The organism is Streptomyces sp. PH10-H1, assembly GCF_030063355.1.
In the GTDB taxonomy this organism is placed as follows: Bacteria; Actinomycetota; Actinomycetes; order Streptomycetales; family Streptomycetaceae; genus Actinacidiphila.
In genome coordinates this window covers 1-14,768 of sequence record NZ_JASISZ010000121.1, presented here as the reverse complement: position 1 = coordinate 14,768, position 14,768 = coordinate 1, and the positions used below count along the sequence as shown (strand labels likewise).

The 14,768-nt window shown below is 69.1% G+C and carries 15 protein-coding genes; 11 read left to right on the top strand and 4 right to left on the bottom strand.

The features are described from left to right. Window positions 1-301 precede the first annotated feature (301 nt). The 7 genes from QMK24_RS38655 to QMK24_RS38625 all read left to right on the top strand — a co-directional run bounded on the left by QMK24_RS38655 (window position 302) and on the right by QMK24_RS38625 (window position 6,420). Window positions 302-1,231, top strand: a complete 930-nt coding sequence (locus tag QMK24_RS38655) for an AAA family ATPase (protein ID WP_283471580.1) — start codon at window positions 302-304, stop codon at window positions 1,229-1,231. Between the two features lie 71 nt (window positions 1,232-1,302). Then, window positions 1,303-1,998, top strand: coding sequence for a hypothetical protein (locus tag QMK24_RS38650; RefSeq protein WP_283471579.1), 696 nt, complete (start codon window positions 1,303-1,305; stop codon window positions 1,996-1,998). Next, window positions 1,995-2,420: a hypothetical protein gene (locus QMK24_RS38645; RefSeq protein ID WP_283471578.1), complete on the top strand. Its 426-nt coding sequence runs from the start codon at window positions 1,995-1,997 to the stop codon at window positions 2,418-2,420. Before QMK24_RS38650 ends, QMK24_RS38645 begins: the two co-directional genes overlap by 4 nt. A gap of 194 nt (window positions 2,421-2,614) precedes the next feature. Next, window positions 2,615-3,115 carry a hypothetical protein gene (locus QMK24_RS38640; protein WP_283471577.1) on the top strand — a complete coding sequence of 167 codons (501 nt, stop codon included), beginning with the start codon at window positions 2,615-2,617 and terminating at the stop codon, window positions 3,113-3,115. A gap of 25 nt (window positions 3,116-3,140) precedes the next feature. Next, a complete protein-coding gene (locus tag QMK24_RS38635; protein ID WP_283471576.1) occupies window positions 3,141-4,190 on the top strand; it encodes a hypothetical protein in 1,050 nt (349 codons plus the stop codon). A 25-nt stretch (window positions 4,191-4,215) separates the two neighbouring features. Then, a complete protein-coding gene (locus QMK24_RS38630; RefSeq protein ID WP_283471575.1) occupies window positions 4,216-5,178 on the top strand; it encodes a hypothetical protein in 963 nt (320 codons plus the stop codon). Between the two features lie 246 nt (window positions 5,179-5,424). Continuing rightward, window positions 5,425-6,420: a DUF6884 domain-containing protein gene (locus QMK24_RS38625; protein ID WP_283471574.1), complete on the top strand. Its 996-nt coding sequence runs from the start codon at window positions 5,425-5,427 to the stop codon at window positions 6,418-6,420. A 218-nt stretch (window positions 6,421-6,638) separates the two neighbouring features. Here the strand turns inward: QMK24_RS38625 and QMK24_RS38620 are convergent, their stop codons facing one another. Further along, a complete protein-coding gene (locus QMK24_RS38620; RefSeq protein WP_283471573.1) occupies window positions 6,639-6,791 on the bottom strand; it encodes a hypothetical protein in 153 nt (50 codons plus the stop codon). A 191-nt stretch (window positions 6,792-6,982) separates the two neighbouring features. Between QMK24_RS38620 and QMK24_RS38615 the strand changes: the two genes are divergently transcribed. Both QMK24_RS38615 and QMK24_RS38610 read left to right on the top strand, forming a co-directional pair. Then, window positions 6,983-8,410 carry a hypothetical protein gene (locus QMK24_RS38615; protein WP_283471572.1) on the top strand — a complete coding sequence of 476 codons (1,428 nt, stop codon included), beginning with the start codon at window positions 6,983-6,985 and terminating at the stop codon, window positions 8,408-8,410. Window positions 8,411-8,582: 172 nt separating this feature from the next. Then, the gene (locus QMK24_RS38610; RefSeq protein WP_283471571.1) at window positions 8,583-8,753 is read left to right on the top strand and encodes a hypothetical protein; all 171 of its coding nucleotides are present in this window, start codon (window positions 8,583-8,585) and stop codon (window positions 8,751-8,753) included. 493 nt (window positions 8,754-9,246) lie between these two features. Here the strand turns inward: QMK24_RS38610 and QMK24_RS38605 are convergent, their stop codons facing one another. The 3 genes from QMK24_RS38605 to recD2 all read right to left on the bottom strand — a co-directional run bounded on the left by QMK24_RS38605 (window position 9,247) and on the right by recD2 (window position 12,856). Next, a complete protein-coding gene (locus QMK24_RS38605) occupies window positions 9,247-9,561 on the bottom strand; it encodes a hypothetical protein (protein ID WP_283471570.1) in 315 nt (104 codons plus the stop codon). Between the two features lie 84 nt (window positions 9,562-9,645). Beyond that, window positions 9,646-10,179, bottom strand: coding sequence for a helix-turn-helix domain-containing protein (locus tag QMK24_RS38600; protein WP_283471569.1), 534 nt, complete (start codon window positions 10,177-10,179; stop codon window positions 9,646-9,648). A gap of 364 nt (window positions 10,180-10,543) precedes the next feature. Further along, window positions 10,544-12,856 carry an SF1B family DNA helicase RecD2 gene (gene recD2 / locus QMK24_RS38595; protein ID WP_283471568.1) on the bottom strand — a complete coding sequence of 771 codons (2,313 nt, stop codon included), beginning with the start codon at window positions 12,854-12,856 and terminating at the stop codon, window positions 10,544-10,546. A gap of 225 nt (window positions 12,857-13,081) precedes the next feature. On the opposite strand from recD2, the gene QMK24_RS38590 reads away from it, so the two are divergent. Beyond that, window positions 13,082-13,579 carry an ATP-dependent DNA ligase gene (locus QMK24_RS38590; protein ID WP_283471567.1) on the top strand — a complete coding sequence of 166 codons (498 nt, stop codon included), beginning with the start codon at window positions 13,082-13,084 and terminating at the stop codon, window positions 13,577-13,579. Window positions 13,580-13,704: 125 nt separating this feature from the next. Next, window positions 13,705-14,655: a tyrosine-type recombinase/integrase gene (locus QMK24_RS38585; RefSeq protein WP_283471566.1), complete on the top strand. Its 951-nt coding sequence runs from the start codon at window positions 13,705-13,707 to the stop codon at window positions 14,653-14,655. Window positions 14,656-14,768: the final 113 nt, after the last annotated feature.

The following is a 14,768-nucleotide window of genomic DNA, read 5'->3' as shown; positions in this document are numbered from 1 at the left end:
GCGGGCACATCGCGCTGGTGTACCGCCGATGTTGGAGTTCATGCCTCGACCCTGGGCAGGGCCTCCTCGAGCTCGTCTTCGACAGCCGCATAGGAGCCGACGACCCATCAGAATGACGAAAGTCGAGTGAGACGTACGCACAGGTCAAACCCCATTCGGATGGCCCTTAAGCCTGTCCAATAGTCTACTTCTGCTGTATACTTTAAGAGTTAGACGGGGTTGGAAGTATCCCCGCGTGGGCTCACCGCCCACGCGTTGTTGCCTCCAGCGCCCCCGTATCACCGCGTCGTCCCGGAGTCCCATGACCGACATCCCCACCGAGCACACGCCCCCGGAAGCGCCCGTCGCCGACCGCTACGCCTTCACCCGCGCCGTCCGCTCGCAGCGGTTCGGCCGCATCCTGCTCGACGGCCCGCCCGGTGCAGGCACGACCTACACCGTGCTCGAAATGGCCACGACCATCGGTACCAAGGTCGCTGTGATCGACGCCCAACGCGGGCGCTGCAGCATCTACGCCGACAGGTTCGACTTCGACACCTGCACTCCGCCGTCGCAGTTCACGCCCGATTCGTTGGTCACCACGCTCGCGCACTGTGCGGCCCAGCGCTACGACACCGTCGTGATCGCACCCCTGTCCCCGTACTGGAACGGGGCGGGCGGCGTGCGCGAGCTGGTAGACCGGGCGGCGCAGCGCGGGGCGGCCAACAGCAGCGCCTGGCGTGAGGTGCGTCCTGCTGTGCGCCGTGCGGAGGAGGCCATATTCGGCTACCCCGGGCATCTCCTGGCCACGGCGCGCAACAAGCTCGACTACGTGGTGGAGGGCGCCGAGGACGGGCACAAGGCCCGCCGCATCATCGGTCTCGCCCCGGTGACCCTGGACGACCTGGAGTACCAGTTCGACATTGTTGGCACGATGGACCCCGCCCACACCCTCGTGGTCAGCAAGGCCCCCAACGCCGACTTGTCCCAGGCTGTCGAGCCGCGACCGGGCCCCGCCTTCGCCGCCCGGGTCAAGGAGTGGCTCGACCAGGGCCAGCCCCTTGAGCCCGCGCACGACCTGGCCACCGAGGCCCTGGTGCCGAGCCTGACCTTCGACGAGCTGGGCCACCTGATGAACCGCGTCCGCGCCCGGCAGGCCGAGGGCTACCCGCTCCTGCTCAGCGACGGCACCGCCATGCTCCTGGGTTCGTACATCACCCGCCGCGGCAGCGATCTGCGCCGCGAGCGCTAACCCCGACCCACCAACCCCGGGATCCGCCGCGCCCAACCGGCGCGGCGGGCCCCACTGCCCGAGAGGCCCTCTTGAACCGCACCCTTCACGCCAGCGATCCGCTCCACGACCTCTTCACCCGCTATCGGCTGATGTCCGACCTCCACAAGGCCCAGCTCGACCGCTACCTCGACACCGACGGCGACGTCGAGGAGGGCCAAGGCCGCGCCTACACCCGGCGCGACCGATCGCAGGCCGTGGAGGCCCGCGCCTTCCTGGACGAAGCCATGGAACTGCTTTCCGCGCACTACGCGCTGCCGGACGGCGTCGAGGTCACCGTGCCCGGCAGCAACGGAACCCGCTACACGGTCGTGACCGGCCAGCTCGACGGCGCGGCTTACAACGCCTTCCTCCAAGGGCAGTGCCACGCCCTTGCGCGTGCCGTGTGCGACGCCACGGGGTGGCAGGCAGCCGTTCTCCTCGACGACGACTGCTGCTACGACGCCGCCGTGTGCAGCACGCTGGACCTCGCTGGCGACGTATGCGGCTGCCGCCTGGAGCACGTCGTCGCAGTTCGCCCCGACGGAGCCCACGTCGACATCACCGGCGCCTACCTCCCCGGCACCGTGCCCGACTACGAGGGCTGTGGGACTATCCCCCTCACGCCGCAGGTATGGGACTTCATCACCCGCTCCCCTGTCTGGCGTCGGCCTGCGCTCGATGTCGCACGGACCTTCGTCCAGCCGCTGCTCGCCGCGACTGAACGCCAGATGGAACTGGCCGCGTGAGCGCCCGCACCGCGCTGGCTGACACAGCAACAGATGCGCTCGCTCGGCTGCTGCTGCGGTGCGCGGACACCGTGACCGCCCGTTCCCGCGTCCCCAACCCATTCGCCGCCGTCGGGGCGGTCCAGGAACTGCTCGCCACGACTGGCGGCGGCGACTTCTACGAAGCCGTGCAGGAGCGGCTGGTGGCGCTGGGGTTCCCACCCAGCAAGGGCTGCGGGCGCTGCGCAAGCGGCCCCTGCGCCTGCACGCAGTTTCTCGCCGGCCTTCTGGAGGCGCTGGGCCCGCTGGGTGTGCACGGCGCTGTTCGCTCGGCGGTCGAGCTGTACGGCGCCAGCGGAGACCCGCACGACCTCTTGAGCGGCACGCAGGTCGACCAGCTCTGCGCGGCAGCGGAGCACTTCGCCGAAGACGATGAATCTTAAGTATTGCTAGCTCTAGATCCTTTCTGTAGGATTTAAGCATCGCGCGGAGATTAGCTCTCCCCCGCGCATGCCGCGTGGCGGGGGCCGTACCGGCCCCCGCCGGCATCACGAACCCATATCCGCAGCACTCTGCCGGCCTGCAGCAGCCGCCGGCCTGCAGCACGCCACAAGGCCCCTTCCCCTGAAAGGACTTCATGCCCACCAGCGAACAGCAGATGCTCCAAGGCCTCCTCGATCGAACCGATGCCGCCGGCCGCACCGTCATCCTGAAGGCCGCTTGCGCATACGGAATCGTGTGGATGTGCCGCAACCCGGCCTGCACAGAGCACAACCCGCGCGGCGAAGAGCTGTGCCACGGCTGCGGCCACAACCAGCACGGGCGCCCCCTTGAGGACCGGCAGCCTGGCCTCTACTCGGTTCCGAATGTGCTGTGGGAGCGCCTGCGCGAGGACATCGCTCTGCACCTCCAGGACCAGAAGTCCGTTCCGACTCCCCCGCACGCGGTGACCTTTCCTTACACGACGATCGGTCCCCAGCCGTGGTCGCTCAACGAGCTGATCCTGCACTACGGCGGCACCCAGCAGCCGTACACGACCGACCTGGACGGCACCGAGATCGAGGAACTCCTGACGGAGATCGCCCACGAGGCCGTGCCCGGCTACCTCGAAGACCTCCGCATCACCCTGCCGCGCTGAACGATCCTCAGAAGGGACAGCTCGCATGTCGCCAAGCTCCTACGTTGAGATCCCCCGACCCTACCTCCAGTGCCCGAACCGGTTCGACGTCGAACTGGCCTTCCCCGCCGCCTCCAAGGCCCGCGCGGAACAGCACCAGCGGCTCGCCTGGGAGCTCGCCCGTATCCACGACGTGGAGGCCCGCACCCCCTACAAGGTCAACCCCCGCTGGTCCATTTACGAGGAGAACTGGGGCAACGGCCAGCGCCACGGGTGGCTGAACCACCGGCGCCTGGAGGTGCACGGTACGCCGCGTGCCCTGGCCCGCTACCTGGCCGCCCTCAACCACGTCCTCACCTCCATCGAACGCCTGGCCACCCGGGCCGCCCGCGCTTTCGGGTGCTGGCGCCGCTCCCTCCTCGCGCAGGTGTCCGGCCACCTGGACTACGAAGACCCCACCACCCTGCGCATCCGGGCCAAGGACTTCCGCGCCGCAGCGCTGCGCCACCTGACGGGCTTCCTCGCCCAGGGAGCGCCGCACCCCGGCCACCGGGACAACTCCCGGCCCCTGTGGGAGCAGGCCGCCGCTGTGGCCAGCGAGGTGTGGCACGAGACAGGCGGCATCGATCCGTGGGCGGTACCCGAGGAGGACGTCGAACAGCAGCTGGCCCGGATGGACCACACCGACCTGTCCATCGTCGACCAGCAGCCGGCCGCGCCCGAGCCGCAAGCTGACGCGGTGCCCGTCCTGCCCGACACCGTGGAGGAGTTCCTCGTGATGTCGGGGCCGGCGCACCAGGCACCCCGCGAGCACGTACCTGCTGAGCGGCCGGGTGCCGAGTCCGGTCCTGGCACCCTGATCGGCGCGTGGCAGCTGGCCCTCCAGCTGCCGGGCGAACTGTCCCGCCGCCCATCGGTGACCGTCCCACCCAACCCGCCCCACCCCGACACGCCGCCCGCGCGGCAGGACCGGCAGCCGGCACGCGAGGTGGTGGCCGCAGGCGCCCCACCGGACTCCGACGGCCGCGCCTCCCAGGCCCTGGTCGTCCTCCTTGGTCCGCGCGCGGCCGAAGACCTGCCCGTGCCCATCCGGTGACACCCCTGAAGCGGCCGCCCTTTCCGTGACTCACTCCGTACGCCGTCGCCCCGAAGGCCGGTACCAGTGCACGGCCTGCCGTGCCGCCTGGCCCACCGAGGGCGACGCCCTCCGCTCCGCCGTCGCTTGCCCCGGCGAACCCCTCGCTCATGGGCTGACTCGCGAGCACCGTGTCTTCCCGAAGTCGGGAGACCGCTCCTGCGGCAGCTGGTTCTGCGAGGAACCCGACCCCAGCCACTACCACGGACCCGACCCATTCTGCGACGTGCAGAACTGCCGGTACTGCTGTCACGGCTGTGACTGCGCCGTCTGCACCGGCACCCTGCACGCCCCGCACCTCACGATCCTCGAAGACATCCCTGAGCACGAACTCGCCCAGACCCCCAAACGAAGGAACGTCCGATTGACCACCGAATTCCACACGCTGATGGGCGACCTGTCGGCCGGTGAGCATGTCACCGCCACCGGCACTGACACCCGCGGCCACCAGGTCACCCGTGCCGGCTACTTGCTCGCCGCACCGGAAATCGTCACCGCACGGCGCAACGGCTGCCCGGCCAAGGCACTGCGGCTGTGCGTCGGCGCGAAGGGCACCGATCCGAGCGAGCGCACCACTTGGACCACCCTCTTCGCCGACGAAGGCACCGTCGAGCGCACCCCGGAACCGGAAGCCGGGTCGTGGTCCAACACCGAGCTCCGCTTCGTCCCCGGGGTTCGGGCCAGCAGCCACACCACCCGCATCCTGTATGGCGGCAAGGGCGGCGCCCGCTCCACGGGGCCGAACCGGTCTGCGGCCGTCAGCGTCGTCTACACGGATGAGGGCTTCTACGCCCTGTGGGACCCCGCCACGGACACCACCCACGCGCTGATCAAGCTCTCCAACAAGATCTGGTGGGCGCAACTGCCTATGGAGACCACTCCGGACACGGCGTCGTCCTGCGGGGAGCGCGGGGCCGGGCAGCCCACCAGCACGGCAGCTGGTTCCTGACCTCGCATCCGCTCTCGGCCCGCCCGCGTTCGCAGGTCCCAGTGGCCAGCGAGCGCGGGCGGCCGCTGCAGCCGCCCGACCTGTCGGCCTCCGCAACCTGACGGAACCTACGAGGCTCCACGCCCACACCGCCGAGGGTCGCTGCTCCTCCCTCGGTTCCCCGGTACGGCGGCGGTCCCGCCGCCGTACCGGGCCCCTTCACCCCGCAGCACCCCGAGTACACCCCGCCCCGCGAAAGGAGCCGTCTTGACCAACCTCAGCCCGACCGGCGCCCAGATCCTTGCCACCAACGCCGACGGCGTCGTCACCGGCCACCCGGCCGCCATGGCCCGCCTCGAAAGCGACGGCCTGGTGCGCCTGACCCGCCAGGGCCGCACCATGACGGACGCCGGCCGGGAGGCACTGCTGGCCTGGCAGGCCGAACACCCGCATGCACCCGAGCGTCATGCCGGTCTCACCGAAATCCATCCCAAGCTCCCCGCCAAGCAGCACGAAGCCGTCGTATCCGCCGCTCGCCGGCCCGACCAGCTCGTCCCGGGCCGCGTCGACCAGGCGTACTGGGACGGGGATACATGGTTCCGCAGGTCGACCTTGACCGGCGTTCACCGGGCCGGGTACGGCGACATCCGCCCCGAGTCATGGGACCGCGAACCGGCCACCTGGGACACCACGGATCGCTCGCTGTACCTCAACCCCAGGGGCCGGGCATACGCCCGCCAGCGGGGCGGGATCGACGTACGGCGCCGCCAGGTCGTGATCATCGCGTGCGGTCAGGAAAAACAGCCGGACCCGGGCTTGAACGAGTACGGGAATCTGCAGGCCGGCTACCCCGCCGGCGAGCTTTACACCGGGCAGTACCACCGGTCCCTGCGCCGGGCGGCCGACGAGCTCACCGATCAGTCCCTGATCCGAATCTGCTCCGCCGCTCACGGCCTGGTCCCGCTCAATCGCTTCCTGCGTCCGTACGACGTCCGGGTGGGTGACGAGCGCGCCGTGACCGCGCAGTCCCTGGCCCACCACACGGCGAGCCTGGGATTGGCCGACGCCGACGTGATCGTTCTCGGAGGACATGACTATGTTGAGCTCCTGCAGGTGTCCGTCCCGCACCTGCTGGCCCCACTGGTCGGCGGTATGGGCGAGCACCGCGGTCAGTGCCGGCAGGCCGCCGAAGACGGCGAGATGCGGGCCATGTGGTGGGAGCAGGCGTCGCAGCTCCATCACCTGCACCACTCCGCGTCATGACCGACGCCTCCATCCTCAGCAACGTCGAGGCCTCCCGCATCGAAAGGCGTGTGGTCGACCCTTTGTCTGCGACGGGCTGTTCCGGGCCCACCGGAACGGGTTCGACTGGCCCCACCCTCGGTGCAGCACGTAAAGCCGTCACTGGGCCTCTCCGAATTCCGGCCGGGTGACGGCTCTACGTGGAGACGGAATGGGCTGCCCGGGCCCGCCATGCGCGGCTACGGCACCGGTTCGAACAGAACCTGGTTGTCCCGGCGGTGTCCCGCACCCGCGAAGGTGGCCATTCCGCAGACAGGACAGGTCAGCGCCCGAATCATCGCCCGGTCCCCGGTCTCCAGGGCTTCCCCCAGGAGCACTGCAAGGCTGAACATTCGCTCCGCCGCCCTGCGCTCCCGGTACGCCTGGGCCCGGCAGGCAGCGTCGCAGTACCGGCGCCCGACCGCCGCGTTCTTCGGTAGCCGAGCCCCACACAACGCGCAGAACTGTGCCCGGCCCATACCTCCAGCATCACGCGACGGGTGACGGCCGAGCGTTTGCGGTCGTCCGTGAGGGCGCGGTCCCCGTGCCGGATCGGGAGTCGGTCGACCATCCGCTGCCGATCTGCGGGATGGGTGTGCGTGCACGTGCCGAGAGCCTGGCAGCGCCGGTGGTGGTCGACGAGTGTCGTGGAGTGGAGACCGCCGGCGATGGCGTCGAGGGCGGCTTCGAAGGGCTTGAAGCTGTTGCGGAAACTCTGCCTGGGGGCCGGTTCTTCTGTCACGCTCGGGTGATGATTGCTCTGCGGGTCACGTGGAGGATGTCCTCGGTTGTCGAGGACGACCTCGTCACGCTGTACTGGTTCTCCGAGGTGATCGATCCCGACGCCAAGCGAGCGCTCGGCGGCTATCAGTATCTGCGGGCGGACAGGCTGGACCTGCTGGCCACGGCCGAGGAGAGGGTTGACTGGACCGCCGCTGCGAACATCTGCGCGGGCGAGCTCGCCGCGGCGGTGGCCGAACTGATCCCCTTGGAGCGGCGGGCCGTGCGATGGCGCCGACGGCGGGTGGGGCGTCGGTGGGCGGACGCGAGACTCGACGATGCGGCGGTGTCCTTCCGGACCCGGATTAGGCCTGCGATCTCGGCTTACCGGCCGGTTCGGGAAGCTGTCGAGGCGCGTCTCGCGGAGGCGGAGGCCCGCCAGCGCCGCACACGCGAGCAAGCCGCTCAGAAACAGCAGGAACGTGAGCGCCAGTGGCTGGAGCACAGCGCACGGCTCGGGGAGTGGGACGCGCGGCAGGCGCTGGCCGACCGGCCCCTGCTCGGGGGGCTCAGCCCCCGTCGCCTGGCGGAAAGGGGGGAGGACCCGACGAGTTGGCCCGCCGACGTTCACGCGACGGTGGGCGATGTGGCCGTGTGGTGGGCGGGTGTTCGCGCTTCGGTCCGCAACGAGCGGGCGCGCGCGGACGCCACACAAAGGGTGGTCGAGGCCGTCAGCGCCGCAGCGGTGGCACTGGAGGCGGCGGGCAGGCCCGGCATCGGCATCGCCGCCATCCAGGACAGACCCACCGAAAAAACGCTCGACGGTTGGTGGATCGAATTCGACTGGGCGCCCCTGCCCGGCATCATCCGGCCGCAGATACCCCCGGACAGGCCGTTGTTTCCCGGGGAATCGGTCGACTGGCACTACCGCTCGCACCAGCCGCGCTTTCGGCTGTTCACCGTGGACGGGCGCGGCTGTTACGGCCTCGCGTACGAGACCACGAACCTCCGCGGCGGCTATGGAAGCGTCGAGGAGTGGAGAGTGGAGGATATCGACCTGTTCGCCAGGAACCTGTTCCCTGTGTGGATCTTCGACAAGCCCTCCTACTCCGAGGGCCGCTATCCGGTCCGACTCCCCGTCGTCGATCACGCCGACCCCGCCGTGTTCGTGCCATGCGTCGACGCCGTGGCCCAACGCGCGGTGGAGCATTTCCAGGCCCTGGCGGAGCGCGCATCCGCCACAACCGGGTGACCGCGGGCCCCGCCACGGGGACGAAGCCGTCCGCGACGAACTCACCCGCCGCGCCGGCTCCTACGTCCAGGGCGACGTTGACGCCTGGTTCGCGTACGCCCTGGCCGCGCACCTCGGGCACTACCGCGTCCCGGGCGCCCGCCAGGACGCGGCCGGCCTTCTGCCCGCGCCAGTGCTCGCCCACGCCGCGCTGCTCACCGTCATCGCCCGCCTGGTCCCGGGCGTCGGCGTCGACCAGCTGGCGTTCGCGGCCCGGCTCGCCCAGGCCGGCCCGGCCGCCGCTGCCCAGCTCGCCGACTTCCTCGCCCGCGTCCCGGCCGCCACCGAAGGAGGCCCGGCGTGAGCGACGGCCAGGAGCAGAAGGTGGTCGTCGTGCGTTGGGAAGGGCACGGCGCGGTCTGGGAGGTCACGCGGAGCAACCTCCCAGGCTCCCAGACGGCCTGTGACGCACCTTGGAGCCGGAAGGCGGTGTGCGTTGAATGTCTGGGATGTCTGGGAGGTTGACCCCCCCGTTCTGCCTGGTGGACGCGTTCCTTTGAGGCGAGCTGGGAGGCCGGAGCTGGATCATCACCGCCCGTCACCCTCGCCCCGGTGCCGGCGTTGTGCCGGGCATGGACTGGACGCAGCTGCTCAAGGACCTCACCGACGCGGTGGAGGTGCGCAACCGCAACCTAAGCGGGCGGGTGGGGCCACTCCAGACCGTTCCTGGGGTGGGGGAAAGCCGAACCCGTTCCCCCGGGGCCGCAAGAGGCCACCTAGACAACCCTTCTTTACAGGGGCGATGATGTCCGGACCGGCCAGTCCGCTGGAGGCGACCTGCTCTCCACCTGGAGTTTTCAACCATCGAGGGGCCCCAGCGGCTTGAAGTGGTCCAGGGCATCGCTGCGGACCCTTTCGGGGGCGCTCTCCAGGCATGCCTCTAGCATGAGGCGCGCCTGCACGCCCACCACTGCCCTGACCGGAGCGGCGTAAGGGGCCATCTGCTCGGCGAACACGAGCGCGAGCGTGTTGGTCACCCCCATGCCGACAAGTGTCCGGCCGGCGAGCCGTGAAGCCACTGCCGTCCGGAATCCTTCGAGGAGGGGCTCGTCGGATGCGGTCCGCATATGCTGCATCAACTCTTGCTCGCCTGGCAGTACGTACTTCTCCACCGCGGTTGCCGCCCTTTATCTCGTCTCAGCCTCGCCGACCCACGGGCACCGCACACAGGACCGTGCACGGTGCCGGTCGGTCGGTCACTGGGGCTGCCGGTCCTGGCCGGGGCGCGGCAGCTTCAGCAGGTCCGGACCAATAACGCGGATCTGCTCCGGTGCGGCGGGCAAGCTGCCACCGAACCCGGGAGAGTCGATCAAGACGATGCTGTAGTCGCCCAGGGTCTCCCTTGCGCCAGGATGGGCAAGGGGCTCGCCGAGGTCCCGGTCCGTTGCCTCGCCGAGCACCTTCGTGGACGTTTTCGCTGTGCCTCCCCGTTCAACCTGCAGCTTCAGGCTGCGTGCCGTCAGGGCCAAGTGCGCCTCTCGACGGCCGGTGTCGGTCAGGGCATAGAAGGTACGCGGCGGTCGGCCAGGGTGTGAGCCCTTCTCCTCCTGGCTGGTGATGACCCACTCCACCTCGACGAGCTTGGCCAGGATCTGCGAGACCGTGCTCTTGCCGAGGTCGGCCTCCTCACCGATCCTCGCCGCCCACAGAGGTTCATCCAGCGGGGCCGGAAGCAGCAGGCGCAGCACCTCAACCATCGGGCGCGTCATACGAATTGCAGTGCTCGTCATGGACCTATCGCACCACGAAACGTTCCATAGGTCAAGTATGAACTATGGTCGGCTGGCATGCGCAACAATCATGGCGCCCGTACCTGCCCGATTGTCCCTGGAGCACCTCTTGCGAAACGCTCGGGCGTCGGCGCATCTTCCAAGCTCGCGACCCATGACGGCCCACCGTCGGCGATACGCCTATCGCCGAATGGTCAGTTCGGCACGATGAACTCGCAGACTGCGGAAGGCGAGGATCGGGGTTGGTACTGGTCAGCGGGTCCCTGCTGAAGCTGCGCATCTGCTTCCCTCTACAGCCAGCATCCGGGTCCGGTCAGGCCCCGTGTTCTCCGACGGGCCGGGCCCGCGAGGTAACGCATGACGCTCAGTCCCAGGCGAGTTGCCCGCCGGCGGCCTGGTCCCGTGGGGCGGGAACAGAGATGGGGGCATGGGTGATGCGGTGAGTGAGGGCGGTGTTGCGGCGCTGGGTGTGGTTGTTGGCGACAGCGCGTTCCACGGCGTCGCTCTGGCCGATGAGCATCACACCCCGGCGGGCGCGGGTGACTGCGGTGTAGAGGAGGTTGCGCTGCAGGAGCATCATCCCGGCCGCGCTGACCATGGGAACGATGACGAAGGGGTATTCGCTGCCCTGCGAGCGGTGGACGGTCAGCGCGTAAGCGTGGACCAGCTCGTCCAGGTCCGCGAAGGGGTAGACGGCATGTTCCCCGTCGTCGAAGGTGACGGTGAGGTGGTGGGTGTCGGACTCGACGGCGGTGATGATGCCGCTGGTTCCGTTGAAGACGCCGCTCTCGCCGCGGTGGCCGTTGTTGCGGACCTGCTGGACGCGGTCGCCGAGGCGGAAAGCAGTCCCGCCGTGGTAATGCTGGGGCTTGTCGGGGGTGGGCGGGTTGAGGCGCTCCTGCAGGCGCAAGTTGAGGTCGGTCATGCCGGCGACGTTCTTCTTGCCTGGGCACAGGACCTGGACGTCCTGGGGGCTGATGGTGAAGTGCTGCGGCATCTTGTCGGCGACCAGGTCCACCACCTGTTGGGCGATCTCCTCGGCGGAGGCCACGGGCCGGTTCCAGAACGCCTTGGAATCATCTCGGGGAAGCTCGCCGTGCAAGATCCGGTGTGCGTTGAGAACGATAGTGGCGCTGTCATCGTGCTGGCGGAAGACCTTGGTGAGCCGGGTGCGCGGGATGTCCTCGACGTCGAGCAGGTCTCGCAGGACGCGGCCGGGCCCGACACTGGGCAGCTGGTTGATATCGCCGACGAGCAGCAGGTGGCAGCCATTGCGGAGGGCCACCGCCAGCCTGCGAGCAAGCGACAGGTCGAGCATGGACGCTTCGTCGACGACGACCAGGTCGGCGCTCTCCAGGATGCTCGCGTGGTCGAACAGGGAGTCGCCGTCGGGTGGCCGGATGAGCCGGTGCACTGTCATCGCGTTCTGCCCGCAGGTCTCCTGCAAGCGTTTGGCGGCCTTCCCGGTGGGTGCGGCCAGGGCGACCACCGCGCCGGCCGCGTCCACGAGGTCGACCAGAGTCCGCAGGGTATGAGTCTTACCGCAGCCCGGCCCGCCCGTCAGGACGGACACGGGGTGGGTCAGGGCCGTGAGGACCGCTTGGTGCTGCTCCTCCGTCAGGCCGGCCGTGTCCGTGCCGCGCAGCTCAGCCAGATGCTCTCCCCAGGGGGCGAGGCCGGCCAGGGACGAAGGGAAGGCGAGAAGCCGCCGGACATGGAAGGCGAGTTGCGTCTCGTCGCGGTGCTGGCGCGGTCTCATGGCGATCTGTGTCTCGGTGACGGTGCCGTCCCCCGCGGGCAGCGGCAGTGTCTCGATCACGATGTCGCCTTGAGCGCACACCGCCTGCAGGGCGTGGCGCAGCACCGTGTCCTCGAGCAGCTGCGCGGTCTGCGGGTCGTCGTCTGACAGCAGCGCGCGGGTGCGGGCGATCAGAACCCGCGTCGTTAGATGACAGTGGCCGCCCAAGCCCGCCTCGTCCAGTTCATGGATCAGGGCCGCCTGCAGGCGCTGCTCACTGTGCTTGGCGATACCGACAGCAAGGGCGATCCGGTCGGCGTTGCGGAAGCCCACGCCGTAGACGTCCCGGCACAACCGGTAGGGAGTGCGGCGGACGATGAGCATTGGATCGTCGTCGGTGTCCTGGTAGGCGGTGTAGATCTTCACGGCGAGCGCCGGCGAGACCTGCAGCCCCTGGAGGAACACCATGATCTCGGCGATCGCCTTCTGCTCCTGCCACGCCGCGCGGATACGGCCCAGCCGGACCTGCCCGATCCCGTGCACCTCCAGCAGCCGAACCGCTTCGGCGTCGATGACCTTCAGGGTCTGCTCGCCGAAGGCGTCGACGATCGCGGACGCCAGGACCGGCCCGATTCCGCGGATCATGCCGGAGGCGAGGTAGAGGCGGATTGCCCTTTCCCCGGCCGGCATGGTGCGATCGCACTGCTCGACCCTGAACTGCCGCCCGTGCCGGGGATGGTGATTCCACGACCCCTGCAACCGCAAGCTTTCCCCGGGTTGGACACCGAAGAGCGCTGTGCCGTGTGCGGTGATGGTCTCCTCGGCGCCCGAGGTGGCGGCCAGCCGCAGAACGGTGCGCTCGTCGAAGCCCACGTACAGCAGGTGGTCCACCACACCCTCAACCACATCAGGGGCGTCCAGGGGAGCTTGCTGGGGCACGCACACCATCTCCAGAGGTACATGCGCGGATCGTGTGATGCCGCCCGGGTTCGACAAGATCAGGATGCGCCCAGGGCCAGGGTCTGTCTCACGGATGAAGGATTCTGCTCACTCGTGCGGGGGACCCCGGATCGCGTGGGGACGCCGGGGCCAGCCGGGTCAGGCGCCTGCCGGACAAAGCGCGCCGTCCTGCGGCCCGCGACGGGCCCGTGTAGACAAGCTGACATGGTGCTACAGGTTCCCCAGGCCATGCTGGCGCGATCCGTTGATGCCCTGCCGGCGGGCGCATTCGCGTACGAGGCCAAGTGGGATGGGTTCCGCGCTTTCCTCGTCCGATCGCCGGGGCTGCCGCCTCGGGTGCTCTCTCGCCACGGCACCGACCTCACCACCGCCTTCGCCGATATCGCTGACGCTGCGGACCGCGACCTTCCGCACGACCAGTTCGACGTCCTGCGCCTGGGCGAGGACATCCGAGCGCTGCCCTACGAGATGCGCCGCCAGCACCTGGAGCAGCTGTTCGCTGACCTCGCGCTCGGTCCGCCCTGGACCCTGTGTCCGATGACCCGCGACCGCGACCAAGCCGAACAGTGGATGGAGCAGTGGGCCGCCGTAGGAATCGAGGGGTGCATCGCCAAGCCGCTGCGGGGACGGTATGAGGGCGGCAAGCGTGGCTGGCTGAAGGTCAAAAGTGGGATGAATAGCAATGGATGCAACAGCTCGTAGCCCTTCGAATGGGCCGTTTCCGCTGGTCGTCGTGATGCTCGAATCGACAGCCCGGGCGTGCGGCCAGCGCAACCCTTCCCCGGACAGCTAGACGCAACAATGATGCGTTTGATACAACATCCAGCATGGTCCTTGAGGCACCGGGTTCGGTGCGTCTTTTGCTCGCGCCGAACGTTGTCCATCTGGACCCGGAGCCCGCGGTCTTCGCCGCCATGCGAGAGGGGTGGGCCCGCCAGCAGTCCGCCCGATTCATCCAGACTTCGACAATCCAGGCCCGACTGAGCCTGCTGCGGCGGTTCGAGGAGTTCACGGGGCTGTACCCGTGGCAATGGACTCCGGCCGACGGCGAAGCCTTCATCACGCACCTGCGCAGTGGGTCCAAGCCCATCCAGCTGTCCACCGCCCGAACGTACGAGACGGCGCTCGCCCTGTTCGTGGAGTACCTGCTCGATGCCCGATACGAGTGGGTCGCCACCTGCCAGGAGCGGTTCGGCCTGGCGCCGCGGACGGTCTTCCACGAGGGTAACTCCGTCCTGCACTCCGCGGAGTACGAGGGCGACCCCCGGCGCCGGCCGCTGACGTATGACGAGGTGCAAGCGCTGTTTGACGCGGCCGACGCCCGACCGCGAAAGATCCGCGGGCAGGGCCGCAAGGGCGCCTTGACCGCACTGCGCGACGCCGCGGTGATCAAGACGATCTACGCCTACGGAACCCGGCGCACCGAGTCCTCGAAGGTGGACCTGGTGGACCTGCGGCGGCACCGAAAAGCGCCGCAGTTCGGGCGGTTCGGCAGCATGACGGTGCGCTACGGCAAGTCCTCCAAGGGGGCGCCGCCGAAACGGCGGACGGTGCTGCTGGTCCCGGAGATGGACTGGGTGGTCGATGAGCTCGGCGAGTGGGTGCAGGAGGTGCGCCCGCGGCTCTGCCCGGAGGTACATCCCGCGCTGTGGGTGACCGAGCGGGTGGGCCGTCTGGCCCCCCGGTCGATCAACGAGGCGTTCGTGACGGCCCGCCAGGACGCGGGCCTGGACGAGGATCTGGACCTGCACTGCCTGCGCCACATTGTCTCTGCTTAGTTTGCGTGTGGCGATTGACTCTAACTGGGCTGATGGCCAGGGGGTTTGGGCTTTGCACTGAGCCGTGTGGTGTTTCTACTGTCAGCACCCATGATCCTGAGCTTCTTCTCATC

What these genes read in the sequence shown, in the direction of transcription:
- QMK24_RS38600 (WP_283471569.1), bottom strand. Translation starts at nt 10,179, where the DNA reads ATGACGAGCACTGCAATTCGTATGACGCGCCCGATGGTTGAGGTGCTG.
- QMK24_RS38585 (WP_283471566.1), top strand. Translation starts at nt 13,705, where the DNA reads ATGGTCCTTGAGGCACCGGGTTCGGTGCGTCTTTTGCTCGCGCCGAAC.
- QMK24_RS38635 (WP_283471576.1), top strand. Translation starts at nt 3,141, where the DNA reads ATGTCGCCAAGCTCCTACGTTGAGATCCCCCGACCCTACCTCCAGTGC.
- QMK24_RS38590 (WP_283471567.1), top strand. Translation starts at nt 13,082, where the DNA reads ATGGTGCTACAGGTTCCCCAGGCCATGCTGGCGCGATCCGTTGATGCC.
- QMK24_RS38640 (WP_283471577.1), top strand. Translation starts at nt 2,615, where the DNA reads ATGCCCACCAGCGAACAGCAGATGCTCCAAGGCCTCCTCGATCGAACC.
- QMK24_RS38620 (WP_283471573.1), bottom strand. Translation starts at nt 6,791, where the DNA reads ATGTTCAGCCTTGCAGTGCTCCTGGGGGAAGCCCTGGAGACCGGGGAC.
- QMK24_RS38655 (WP_283471580.1), top strand. Translation starts at nt 302, where the DNA reads ATGACCGACATCCCCACCGAGCACACGCCCCCGGAAGCGCCCGTCGCC.